This is a genomic window from Klebsiella sp. CTHL.F3a, assembly GCF_019890895.1.
Classification (GTDB): domain Bacteria; phylum Pseudomonadota; class Gammaproteobacteria; order Enterobacterales; family Enterobacteriaceae; genus Klebsiella; species Klebsiella grimontii.
The window spans coordinates 556,612-569,468 of sequence record NZ_CP082360.1 but is presented as its reverse complement, the minus strand read 5'-3'; the positions used below and the strand labels follow the sequence as shown (position 1 = coordinate 569,468).

7 protein-coding genes are annotated in these 12,857 nt (G+C 52.7%); 2 read left to right on the top strand and 5 right to left on the bottom strand.

Annotated features, from left to right (window positions below):
- Window positions 1–139: 139 nt before the first annotated feature.
- Window positions 140–1,075, bottom strand: a complete 936-nt coding sequence (gene mnmL / locus K7H21_RS02675) for a tRNA modification radical SAM protein MnmL/YtqA (RefSeq protein WP_032741965.1) — start codon at window positions 1,073–1,075, stop codon at window positions 140–142.
- Between the two features lie 673 nt (window positions 1,076–1,748).
- Between mnmL and gltB the strand changes: the two genes are divergently transcribed.
- Complete coding sequence (gene gltB, locus K7H21_RS02670; protein ID WP_004125728.1) at window positions 1,749–6,209, top strand: glutamate synthase large subunit; 4,461 nt, start codon at window positions 1,749–1,751, stop codon at window positions 6,207–6,209.
- A 9-nt stretch (window positions 6,210–6,218) separates the two neighbouring features.
- Window positions 6,219–7,637: a glutamate synthase subunit GltD gene (gltD, locus tag K7H21_RS02665; RefSeq protein WP_004125731.1), complete on the top strand. Its 1,419-nt coding sequence runs from the start codon at window positions 6,219–6,221 to the stop codon at window positions 7,635–7,637.
- 54 nt (window positions 7,638–7,691) lie between these two features.
- Here the strand turns inward: gltD and K7H21_RS02660 are convergent, their stop codons facing one another.
- The 4 genes from K7H21_RS02660 to K7H21_RS02645 form a co-directional block, all read right to left on the bottom strand.
- Window positions 7,692–8,252 carry a DUF1120 domain-containing protein gene (locus tag K7H21_RS02660; RefSeq protein ID WP_004125733.1) on the bottom strand — a complete coding sequence of 187 codons (561 nt, stop codon included), beginning with the start codon at window positions 8,250–8,252 and terminating at the stop codon, window positions 7,692–7,694.
- Window positions 8,243–10,657: a fimbrial biogenesis usher protein gene (locus K7H21_RS02655; RefSeq protein WP_223035548.1), complete on the bottom strand. Its 2,415-nt coding sequence runs from the start codon at window positions 10,655–10,657 to the stop codon at window positions 8,243–8,245. The genes K7H21_RS02660 and K7H21_RS02655 overlap by 10 nt, the downstream gene beginning before the upstream one ends.
- 9 nt (window positions 10,658–10,666) lie before the next feature.
- Window positions 10,667–11,347 carry a fimbria/pilus chaperone family protein gene (locus tag K7H21_RS02650; RefSeq protein WP_228751078.1) on the bottom strand — a complete coding sequence of 227 codons (681 nt, stop codon included), beginning with the start codon at window positions 11,345–11,347 and terminating at the stop codon, window positions 10,667–10,669.
- Between the two features lie 136 nt (window positions 11,348–11,483).
- Entirely contained in the window at window positions 11,484–12,164 is a 681-nt protein-coding gene (locus tag K7H21_RS02645) for a DUF1120 domain-containing protein (protein ID WP_049115732.1), read from the bottom strand.
- Window positions 12,165–12,857: the final 693 nt, after the last annotated feature.

The following is a 12,857-nucleotide window of genomic DNA, read 5'->3' as shown; positions in this document are numbered from 1 at the left end:
GGATTCCTTCGCGACAACTTCGCACAATAATACTCAATTCTGAGCAAGACGCTGTAAGTTGTGCGAAAAATGCGGGAAGGATTGTAGTTACGCGCCTGCCTGCGGGTAGCAGTTAGCCGGAATGCAGCTGGCGATGACGTTATTCGGCAGCGGCCGGAGATCTCCAGCAACGACCAATAGCTGACCCCTGGACGCCATATTCATTGAGATATTTATCCAGCTCAACCATCCCGGTCCACCGGTTCTCACACCACAGCGGCGCCAGCAGCGTAGGACGTCGGGCGCTGGCGGAAATACGGTGATAAATCACCTCTGCCGGGGTATGACGGATCATCTCGCCTGCGGTGACCGTATAGTCCGCCAGATCAATACCGTTCAACCTTCCGGCCTGCCACGCCCTGGCCATAATACTGCCCTTCACAATATGAAGTGGATGTAGCTTAATGCCGTCTACGCCGGTCTCTACCACCTGTTTTAGTGTCTCAAGGCATTCGCTCTGCCCTTCGCCAGGCAGGCCAACAATAAGGTGGCTGCACACTTTGAGGCCCCGCTCGCGCGCCAGGCGGGCTGTACGCTGGTAGCAGGCAAAATCGTGGCCGCGATTAATTCGGCGCAGCGTTTTATCGTGCGCGGTTTGTAAACCCAACTCGAGCCAGACTTCATAACCCTGCTGCCGATATTCAGACAGCAGATCCAATACCGCTCCAGGGACGCAGTCCGGGCGAGTGCCCACGCAGAGCCCGACGATATTAGCCTGGCTGACCGCCTGCTGATACATGGAGCGCAGCACCTGTACCTCGGCAAAGGTGCTGGTATAAGCCTGGAAATAGGCCAGGTAGCGTTTGGCGCGATTAACCCGCTGCGCCTGATGGGCCAGCTGTTCAGCGATCGAGCTGTGCTGCTGTTCTTCATCAGCAAAAGAGGCGACATTACAGAACGTACAGCCGCCGCGGCCAATGGTGCCATCGCGATTTGGGCAGCTAAATCCACCATGCAGCGTCAGTTTATGAACCTTTTCACCGTATCGGCGCATAAGATCCCCACCAAACATATTGACTAATTTTTGTAACTGCATAATCTGATAGACCGGCCTTAAGAAAGGGGCCAAGCCTGCCATTTTTAGCTACCGACGGCGATGACCTGGATCAATCGTCAACGCGGCCGCTTATCTCATTGCATAAACAATCAAGATAACTGCAATTTAATTCACCTTCATGGTAATGACTTTTCCTTATATATAACCTCTGATTTGCCATTATCTTTACCAGGGCATAAAACAGTATTAGTCACTTTTAATTAAACAAAAACCAGTTTAAAAAACTGCAATAAATAAACAGTTCAGCACAGAACGATAATACCGTGCCGTCGATATAGTGAGACAGATCACACTCGATCAAGTCGTTCCCTACGCCTCACCAGCATTCAAAAGGCCATTATTTTCTTAAAAATCATTATATTAGATGTTGTATAGCACATTTTTGTATAAATAAGATTGCCATTTGACGTATGTGTGGATTCCCGATAAGTTGGGAATCCGCTGGAAGCTTTCTGGATGAGCGCTCTGCTCATCATATTTATGCAGTAATTGAGATTCCCTCTTAACAGCAAGTCCTCAAACTTGTGTACCGACGCGAAAAGGATTTAAAGAGGGCGAATGCGAGGTGTAAACCCCGTCGCCATACTCTTTCTGTGCCCGTGCGCAATCGGTATCGGAGGGTATCCCGTAGAGCCTGGGGAGGTTCACTGATATGTTGTACGATAAATCCCTTGAGAGGGATAACTGTGGTTTCGGCCTGATCGCCCACATAGAAGGCGAACCTAGCCACAAGGTAGTGCGAACCGCTATACACGCACTGGCCCGAATGCAGCACCGCGGCGCAATTCTTGCCGATGGAAAAACCGGCGACGGTTGTGGCTTGCTGCTACAAAAACCCGATCGTTTCTTCCGAATTGTTGCGGAAGAGCGCGGCTGGCGTTTAGCCAAAAATTACGCCGTTGGGATGCTGTTCCTTAATAAGGATCCTGATCTGGCCAAAGCGGCGCGCCGCATCGTCGAAGAAGAACTTCAACGCGAAACGCTGTCTATCGTCGGCTGGCGCGATGTGCCAACCAATGAAGGCGTTCTCGGTGAAATCGCCCTCTCCTCGCTGCCCCGTATTGAACAAATCTTTGTGAACGCCCCGGCTGGCTGGCGTCCGCGCGACATGGAGCGCCGTTTATTCATCGCGCGTCGCCGTATCGAAAAGCGTCTGCAGGAAGATAAAGATTTCTACGTCTGCAGCCTGTCGAACCTGGTCAACATTTATAAAGGTCTGTGTATGCCGGCGGATCTGCCGCGCTTCTACCTGGACCTCGCGGACCTGCGCCTGGAGTCGGCAATCTGCCTGTTCCACCAGCGCTTTTCCACCAACACCGTGCCGCGCTGGCCGCTGGCGCAGCCGTTCCGCTATCTGGCGCACAACGGCGAGATCAACACCATCACCGGCAACCGCCAATGGGCCCGCGCCCGAACCTATAAGTTCCAGACGCCACTGATCCCGGACCTCCACGACGCAGCACCGTTCGTCAATGAAACCGGCTCTGACTCCAGCTCCATGGATAACATGCTGGAGCTGCTGCTGGCGGGCGGGATGGATATCATCCGCGCCATGCGCCTGCTGGTGCCGCCAGCCTGGCAAAACAACCCGGATATGGACCCAGACCTGCGGTCGTTCTTCGACTTTAACTCCATGCATATGGAGCCGTGGGACGGCCCGGCGGGCATCGTCATGTCCGACGGTCGCTATGCCGCCTGTAATCTCGACCGTAACGGTCTGCGCCCGGCACGCTACGTCATCACTAAAGATAAGCTCATCACCTGCGCTTCCGAAGTCGGTATCTGGGATTACCAGCCGGATGAAGTGGTCGAAAAAGGCCGCGTCGGCCCGGGCGAGCTAATGGTTATTGATACCCGCGAGGGGCGTATTCTGCACTCCGCGGAAACCGACAACGATCTGAAAAGCCGCCACCCGTATAAAGAGTGGATGGCGAAAAACGTCCGTCGCCTGGTGCCATTCGAAGATCTGCCGGATGAAGAGGTCGGTAGCCGCCAACTGGACGATGATACCCTCGCCAGTTACCAGAAACAGTTTAACTACAGCGCTGAAGAGCTGGACTCCGTCCTGCGCGTACTGGGTGAAAACGGCCAGGAGGCGGTCGGCTCAATGGGCGACGATACCCCATTTGCCGTGCTCTCCAGCCAGCCGCGTATCATTTACGATTACTTCCGCCAGCAATTCGCGCAGGTGACCAACCCGCCGATCGACCCGCTGCGCGAAGCGCACGTCATGTCGCTGGCCACCAGCATCGGCCGTGAAATGAACGTCTTCTGCGAAGCGGAAGGCCAGGCGCACCGCCTGAGCTTCAAATCGCCGATTCTGCTGTACTCCGATTTTAAACAGCTGACCACCATGGAAGAGGAGCACTATCGCGCCGACGTCCTGGATATCACTTTTGATGCCACCGCAACCACGCTGGCTGAAACCGTGAAGGCGCTGTGCGATAAAGCCGAACAGATGGTGCGTAACGGTACCGTTCTGCTGGTGCTCTCTGACCGCAACATCGCGAAAAACCGTCTGCCGGTACCGGCTCCGATGGCGGTAGGCGCGATTCAGACCCGGCTGGTCGACAAGAGCCTGCGCTGCGATGCCAACATTATTGTCGAAACCGCCAGCGCCCGCGATCCGCACCATTTTGCCGTGCTGCTCGGCTTCGGTGCGACGGCTATCTATCCGTACCTCGCCTATGAAACCCTGGCGAAGCTGGTGGATAACAAAGCCATCGACAAAGCGTACCGCGCGGTGATGCTGAACTATCGTAACGGCATCAACAAAGGCCTGTATAAAATCATGTCGAAGATGGGGATTTCGACTATTGCGTCCTATCGCTGCTCGAAGCTGTTTGAAGCAGTCGGCCTGCATCGCGACGTCTCAGACCTGTGCTTCCAGGGCGTTGTCAGCCGCATCGGCGGCGCGAGCTTCGATGACTTCCAGCAGGATCTGCTGAACCTGTCGAAACGTGCCTGGCTGGCGCGTAAACCGCTGGACCAGGGCGGCCTGCTGAAGTACGTCCACGGCGGCGAATATCACGCCTACAACCCGGACGTGGTGCGTACCCTGCAACAAGCGGTACAAAGCGGCGAATACAGCGATTACCAGCAGTACGCGAAGCTGGTTAACGAGCGCCCGGCGGCAACGCTGCGCGATCTGCTGGCCGTGACGCCGGACGGAACCACGGTGAGCCTGGACGACGTTGAACCGGCCAGCGAACTGTTTAAACGCTTCGATACCGCGGCGATGTCTATCGGCGCGCTGAGCCCCGAAGCGCACGAAGCGCTGGCGGAAGCGATGAACAGCATCGGCGGTAACTCCAACTCCGGCGAAGGCGGCGAAGACCCAGCGCGCTATGGCACCAATAAAGTGTCGCGCATTAAGCAGGTTGCTTCCGGCCGCTTCGGCGTAACCCCGGCTTATCTGGTCAACGCCGACGTTATCCAGATTAAAGTCGCTCAGGGCGCGAAGCCTGGCGAAGGCGGCCAGTTGCCGGGTGATAAAGTGACGCCGTACATCGCTAAACTACGCTATTCAGTGCCGGGCGTGACGCTGATCTCCCCGCCGCCGCACCACGATATTTACTCTATCGAGGATCTGGCGCAGCTGATTTTCGACCTGAAGCAGGTCAACCCGAAAGCGATGATCTCCGTGAAGCTGGTTTCTGAACCGGGCGTCGGGACTATCGCCACCGGCGTTGCAAAAGCTTACGCGGATTTAATCACTATCGCCGGCTATGACGGCGGCACCGGCGCCAGCCCGCTCTCTTCAGTGAAGTACGCGGGCTGTCCGTGGGAACTGGGACTGGTGGAAACACAGCAGGCGCTGGTTGCCAACGGGCTGCGCCACAAAATTCGTCTGCAGGTGGACGGCGGCCTGAAAACCGGCCTTGATATCATCAAAGCGGCCATCCTCGGGGCTGAGAGCTTCGGCTTCGGTACCGGCCCAATGGTCGCGCTGGGCTGTAAGTATCTGCGTATTTGCCACCTGAACAACTGCGCAACCGGCGTAGCAACCCAGGATGACAAACTGCGTAAGAACCATTATCACGGTCTGCCGTTTAAAGTGACCAACTACTTTGAATTCATCGCCCGCGAAACGCGCGAGCTGATGGCGCAGCTGGGCGTGAAGCGTCTGGTGGATCTGATTGGCCGCACCGACCTGCTGAAAGAGCTGGACGGATTTACCGCCAAGCAGCAGAAACTGGATCTGAGCAAACTGCTGGAAACCGCAGAGCCGCATCCAGGCAAAGCGCTGTACTGCACGGAGAACAACCCGCCGTTCGACAATGGCGTACTCAACGCGCAGCTGCTGCAGCAGGCGAAACCGTTTGTTGACAGCAAGCAGAGCAAAACGTTCTGGTTCGATATCCGCAACACCGACCGCTCCGTTGGCGCATCGCTGTCCGGTTATATCGCCCAGACCCACGGCGACCAGGGGCTCGCTGCCGACCCGATTATCGCCCACTTTAGCGGTACTGCGGGCCAGAGCTTCGGCGTGTGGAATGCAGGCGGCGTCGAGCTGCATCTGACCGGCGACGCGAACGACTACGTGGGCAAAGGGATGGCCGGCGGCCTGCTCGCCATTCGTCCTCCGGTAGGCTCGGCCTTCCGCAGCCACGAAGCCAGCATCATCGGCAACACCTGCCTGTACGGCGCGACCGGCGGTCGCCTGTATGCTGCGGGCCGTGCGGGCGAGCGTTTCGCAGTGCGTAACTCCGGGGCTATCACCGTCGTCGAAGGTATCGGCGACAACGGCTGTGAATACATGACCGGCGGCATCGTCTGCGTGCTGGGCAAAACCGGCGTCAACTTTGGCGCAGGCATGACCGGCGGCTTTGGTTACGTTCTGGATGAAGATGGCGACTTCCGCAAACGCGTGAACCCTGAACTGGTAGAAGTGCTGGACGTTGACTCTCTGGCCATCCATGAAGAGCACCTGCGCGGTTTGATTACCGAGCACGTGCAGCTTACCGGCTCGCAGCGCGGCGAAGAGATCCTGGCGAACTGGCCGGCCTTCTCAGCGAAGTTTGCGCTGGTTAAACCGAAGTCCAGCGATGTTAAAGCACTGTTGGGTCACCGTAGTCGTTCCGCAGCTGAGCTGCGGGTGCAGGCGCAGTAAGGGGTTAAGATGAGTCAGAATGTCTATCAATTTATCGACTTACAGCGAGTTGATCCGCCAAAGAAAGCGCTGAAGATCCGTAAAATTGAATTTGTGGAAATTTACGAGCCGTTTTCAGAAGGCCAGGCCAAAGCACAGGCGGACCGCTGCCTGTCCTGCGGCAACCCGTACTGCGAATGGAAGTGCCCGGTGCATAACTACATCCCGAACTGGCTGAAGCTGGCTAATGAAGGGCGTATTTTTGAAGCGGCGGAGCTGTCGCATCAGACCAATACCCTACCGGAAGTCTGCGGGCGCGTTTGCCCGCAGGACCGCCTGTGCGAGGGTTCCTGTACGCTGAACGATGAGTTCGGCGCGGTCACCATCGGCAACATCGAACGCTATATCAACGATAAAGCGTTCGAAATGGGCTGGCGCCCCGACCTTACCGGCGTAAAGCAAACCGGTAAAACCGTCGCCATTATCGGCGCGGGTCCGGCGGGCCTGGCATGCGCCGACGTGTTGACCCGCAACGGTGTGAAGGCGGTGGTTTTCGATCGCCATCCGGAAATCGGCGGTCTGCTGACCTTTGGTATTCCGGCGTTTAAGCTGGAAAAAGAGGTGATGACCCGCCGTCGCGAGATCTTCACCGGTATGGGCATCGAGTTCAAACTCAATGTCGAAGTGGGCCGTGATGTGCAGCTCGACGATCTGCTGAAAGATTACGATGCGGTGTTCCTCGGCGTCGGGACCTATCAGTCTATGCGCGGCGGGCTGGAAAACGAAGACGCCAGCGGGGTCTTTGATGCGCTGCCGTTCCTGATCGCCAATACCAAGCAGATCATGGGCTTTGGCGAAACGGCGGACGAACCGTACGTCAGCATGGAAGGTAAGCGCGTCGTGGTTCTTGGCGGTGGCGACACCGCAATGGACTGCGTGCGTACCTCGATTCGCCAGAACGCCACCCACGTCATCTGCGCCTATCGCCGTGATGAGGAGAACATGCCGGGATCGAAGCGCGAAGTGAAAAACGCGCGTGAAGAAGGCGTGGAGTTCCAGTTCAACGTTCAACCGCTGGGCATTGAAGTGAATGCCAACGGTAAAGTCTGCGGCGTGAAGATGGCGCGTACGGAGATGGGCCAGCCGGATGCGAAAGGCCGCCGCCGCGCGGAAATCGTGGCCGGTTCTGAGCATGTGGTACCCGCCGATGCCGTGGTCATGGCGTTTGGTTTCCGCCCACACAGCATGGAATGGCTGGCGAAGCACAGCGTCGAGCTGGATTCTCAGGGCCGCGTGATTGCGCCGGAAGGCAGCGACAACGCCTTCCAGACCAGCAACCCGAAAATCTTCGCCGGTGGCGACATCGTTCGCGGTTCCGATCTGGTGGTGACGGCGATTGCCGAAGGCCGTAAAGCGGCTGACGGGATCCTGAACTACCTGGAAGTGTAAAAAAACAAAACGCCGGATGAGAAAATCGTCCGGCGTTTAGCATTTAGCTAAGTGCTATTTGATTAGCAGTCGCCAGGCGATATCCGCTTCAATTGTTGTGTTATCGGTGTTTCCACTGAACATACTCTCGTTGAGCACCGGGAACAGCATCACGCGAAAACTCATTTGCTTCCCTTTCGGCACGACATTATTTTCTACGGCGATTACCGCCTCATTGTTTCGCACATATAGCGGAGATGGTGTCCCGCTTTCCGGCGTAAAGTTCAGCTGGTCCGCTGTTTTTCCAGCGCTGTAGGACTTGCCATCAACGGTAATATTTTCAACCTTAAGCCCAACCCCACCGCGAGTGCCAAACAACAAGCGACCTTTCTCGCCAGCAGCCCCCTGAACCAGCACCGCCATCTGATGCATTTCAGAACAGGAAACATTCACATTCACTTCCCACTCAGACAGTTTGTGCCAATTCTGGGTAGTGGAAACAATGTCATCACGGCGTATCTGGTTATAATCAATTTTTGTCCGGGAAAGCGTAATCTGGCACTCTTCGGCACGAACAGCACCTGACAGCAACATTCCCGCAGATAACAGCATCCCTACCCACTGATTCATCGACATACGCCGTCCACCTCTTCGTAAAATGCGTCTTCATCCCTCTTATTGCTTAAGATGTAATCAATCTTGCACAGTCGGTTATTATTGTCGTCCATGGCATACAGTGCCGAAAGCTGGCCAGTCTCATTAAGGAAAACATGCCCGTCATCCACGCTGGTGACAATATAATTGCCCTTCTCATCAACGATGGATAATCCCTTATCCAGCGCCCTGTTATCCGCACGCTTAACGCGGATCATCACCCGACGATTATTCAGGACTTTAAAACCGACTTCGCTCACCGAAGCATGCGCAGCTGCCACATACTTTGTTCCATTTGCCAGCGTCATACTCGCAGGCAGCTTGTTCGCGTTAATTTCAATGCGCGAATTACGCCACTCATTCAACCCAGGGATAACAGCCTGCCCCCAATAATCGGTCCAGACCGTCCCCTGCGGAGTACTGATTTCAACGCCAGCTTTCGATTCATTCAGTTTTGCAATGGCAAACGTATTCCGAATGGTATAAGGCGTGAAGGTGACGCCGCTTTTATGCGCCGCAACCCCACCTGAGAGCGTGGCATTATAATTACGCTGGCGCGAACCCACGCTCCCGCCGCCAATGCTTAATCGAGTGTAATGTAAGTTAGTGCTCAGGTTGCCGTTAACGCTATTCTCACTCTCTCCCCTGTCCCGATCGACGGAGATATAGTAGTAAGAATCCGGTGACAGTGCGCCAGAGTTCTGCACGCCGTAGCTGTTACGGTTGCCCTGTTTACGCATATAGCTACTGACGTGCTGCGAACCGCCAAACGGAATGCTCAGGTTAACGTAGATCAGGTCATCATCCTGTCTCCCGTCTTTGTTCCCCATTGCTCTCTGCCAGTTCGCAGAAACGGTGGCTCGTTCGAAGCTCCTGCCCCATGAAAGCAACAGGTAGCGGGAATCATTACCCTCACCTCTGCTTTGGTTGTAACTAAAACCGGCGCTAAATGCCCCCCCAAGCGGCGTAAACCAGGCCAAACTGGTGGAATACGTATTACTATAAGGCTGAAAATCATCGTTCAGCGCGTCAGTCAGCTCGCGATAGCCGGGGCTAAAATGCGCCGCGCTCGCTGACATACTTAAAGATTCTGCCAGCTTAAGTGAACTCTGTAGCTCAGTTTTCACTCCGCTATTTTTCTCGCCGAATTTTCCCTGGCTTGCAGCCACGCTGGTGGAGGCACTCCAGTTATCGGTAAGCAGGTATTCTATATGGGCGCCGCCGCCAAGGTAATTTTTCGTCGCCGCACCAGAAGCCAGCAGATTCAGCCGAGGCAATATGCGCCAACCGTCAGAGAGATTAAACACCCAGGGATTTTCATAATCCCCTTTAATATCGCGTATCTGACCAAAAGAGACGGCCAGGCCCTGCGGTCGGGAAAGCTTCCGCGCCGTGACGGATGCGGCTGGAACAATAAAGCGATTGCTTGAACCATCGGATTCAATAACCGTCACCTCCAGTTCCACATTAGTGCTCGCTATTGGTACATCATCGAGCGTGAACGGTCCGGCCGGAACCAGCATGCTGTAGAGAAGTCGTCCGCTCTGACGAACCTCCACGCGCGCCTGAGCATTATGCGCCATTCCTGAAACGCTGACGCCGCTTCCGCTGCCCTGCAAAGCTCGGGTAGGCATCAGTTGCACGCCAACAATCGGGGCTCCACTCAGGACATATGAGCTGACATTGATCTCCCCGACCTGCGCAGTCATCTTCAAGGCGTCAAAAACGTGCTCGGCAAAGGTATAAACACTTTCAACATTCTTATCGCCATTATCGTCGGTAAGGATATAGCGGCTACGCAACGACCAGTCGCTAATGTTTATGCCACCTTCCAGACTGGCCTGAGAATAGAGGCTGGTATCGCTGCCACCATATTCGCTGCGGGTACTGAACAGGTCATAGTTGAGCAATCCAGCTATTCCGCCGTGCTGAAAGCTTTTGATATCACCATTCATCCCATTCAGCGCCTCCGGCGGGAGATACAGTTCGATCATTTCCTGACCAGGCAAGGCTTTCACTACCGCCTGCGCGTAGTCATTGACGATGTCATGGCACTCTTCATTTTTTTTCAGGGGGACCGGCATTAATCCGGAAAACTCAATAAAATCACCATCAACGCACAGCGTACCATCCTCACCAAAACGTGCCGCGACGGTTCCTTTATCCTTACCGTTAATCTTCACCCGCACGGAATGCGGACCGGGGAGAAAGCGTGGAGCACGCGCAAAATAACGGTTGAGATTGACATTCAATCCGCGTGACTGAATCATCTCAGTATCAAACGTTATCTCTTTGGCTAGTACATCAACGGAACAGAGTGCAGCCAGCGGCAAGATTCCATACAATGACGCACAGGAGCGAGAAGTAAGACGGCGTTTTTTAAACATAGACGCTTCTTATTTTGCATTCAGGTCCGAAATAAAACTAGGCACTTCAATACCATAGCGGCTAGCCGGATAGAATTGAACTTTATTATCACCATTAATATTTTTTGAAACGGTGATATTCAACGTTTCTCCTGGCAAGATGTAACTTTTACTAATATGCCCCTTCGTACCAGATGGTAGAAAAACTATCTCAGGAGCCAGACGAACAACATATTTATCAGGATTGATGACTTTTGCAGTATTTCCTGAGCCTGACCACTGCAGATACTTCCACGCATCCGTCACAACGGCAAGGCTCGCAGGACGAATCAGCACGGGTAAATCCTGACGAATATTGAAGCCAATTTTAATTCTTTTATTTTCACTTTTTGGCGGAATGCCTTCAAACGTCACGCGTTTAAAATGTTCGACGGCCAATGGGTTATTATTCTGCAGAATAAAACGGACTTGTTGCGTTTGCCCGGGTTCTACGCGAACGACGGGTTGCGTAGGTATCAGCTTCAAATCCTTACTTTCATCAGGCAAATCAATAACCGTTGTATACAATAATGCGGGGTGCGCATCCGTATTTTTCACGTTCATTGTGCCACTGTGAGTCGCCTCATCAATCACTAATAAACTTGTTTCCGGCACCATCCCCTCAGCAAAAACAGAGGGTGAGGCAAAATAGAAAATAGAAAAAATAATAATTTTGGCTGATGAATAATTAAAAAAGCGCAAAACAAACCCCTTGGATAATTCACGCCCCGTGTTAACCAGGACAATAAAAATGGGAGCAGCCCAAAATAGTCGCTCCCATTTTATTAATAGTCTATGATATCAACAATTACAGATAACGCAGGCTGATAGTTAGCTCACCATCCATCGCAGTGTCATCAGTAATAGCCAGCGTGCTGGTATTTTGAATAGCCAGAGACGTTACCAGTGGGAACGTCGCGGTTTTGAATGCAACCGGTGTGCTAGAAGAACCAAAGGCCGCAACAGAAAAGTCGCGGAAAGAGCCTGCTGTGATACCATCGGCGCTCTTGGCCCACTTAACACCTGAATCATAATAATCAGTGCTAATAGCGGTCACACCTTGGCCGTCAGCGGTTACGCCATCAACTTTTACGAACATGCCATAAGAACCAATATTGACGTTACCCGCTTTGCCCACGCCGTAAGTCATGCGATCGTCATCAAGGGAGTTACCAAGAGCGCTGGCATTTTCAACGGTTAATTTAGCATTAGAGCTGCTACGCTCATCAATCAAATTCCAGGATAATTTGGTTGCAGCAGTACAGTTAATGGTCAGGTTGATATTTTTCTGCCCCAGTTGATTAACGGCTGTGGCGGATAATTCACCCAGGTTAATCGTACCATAGTCCACCACACCACCATTATCGAGAGTGGGTGTGCATGCTGCGTTTGTTAAAGTACCCTTTACTTTTAATACAGCAGTAGGATTAGCAGCAATAGCCGAAGTCGCGCTCATTGCCAGAATGGCAGCCAGAAGTGTTTTTTTCATTAGTCAATCCTTAACGTACAATATATTTATATATCTAATAAACGCATTTTAAAAGAAAAGGCGCGTCTTGAATACGAAACGAACAATACATTAAAGGGTACAATAAAATACACTTAGAAAAATTAACTTTAAATGTAGGGAAGCTTAATCAATAATTAATCAATATAATTACCCTTCTGCCATTCACGAAAACAAAAACAACAAGAATGAATCATGGCAAGAACCTGAAGATTTTGGGCCTTAACATGGATATTCATTGACTTTAATTATAAAACCACCATGCATGATAAAAATAATATTAATATATTTTATTATCTGGGCGGCAATGAAATACCATCATTCCGAACACTCATTTACAAGTGAAATAAGTTCATATCAAACTCTCGACTATTAATTATATGAACTCAATAAATTCAATAAATTCAAATAAATTTCTCGCGCAATATTTTAATTTCAGATGCACCCTCATTTATTACAGATCCAGCAAGCTCTTTCACTCATCGACAACTCAGTTTAATAATTTAAGCAAAGACATACCAGGTAGCAGATACACAATGAAAAGAGGGGGGAAGGGGAATAAAATAAACCCAGAAGCCCTACACGGAGTGTAGTAGAATTATGAAGTTTATTAGCGGAGTTTGAAATCAGCGCCGCGTACCCGCATCGGAGAGTATGAAATAGAGAATTAAAGCG

Excerpts from the sequence above, each read along its gene's own strand:
- mnmL (WP_032741965.1), bottom strand. The coding sequence starts at position 1,075 with ATGCAGTTACAAAAATTAGTCAATATGTTTGGTGGGGATCTTATGCGC.
- gltB (WP_004125728.1), top strand. The coding sequence starts at position 1,749 with ATGTTGTACGATAAATCCCTTGAGAGGGATAACTGTGGTTTCGGCCTG.
- K7H21_RS02660 (WP_004125733.1), bottom strand. The coding sequence starts at position 8,252 with ATGTCGATGAATCAGTGGGTAGGGATGCTGTTATCTGCGGGAATGTTG.
- gltD (WP_004125731.1), top strand. The coding sequence starts at position 6,219 with ATGAGTCAGAATGTCTATCAATTTATCGACTTACAGCGAGTTGATCCG.
- K7H21_RS02655 (WP_223035548.1), bottom strand. The coding sequence starts at position 10,657 with ATGTTTAAAAAACGCCGTCTTACTTCTCGCTCCTGTGCGTCATTGTAT.
- K7H21_RS02645 (WP_049115732.1), bottom strand. The coding sequence starts at position 12,164 with ATGAAAAAAACACTTCTGGCTGCCATTCTGGCAATGAGCGCGACTTCG.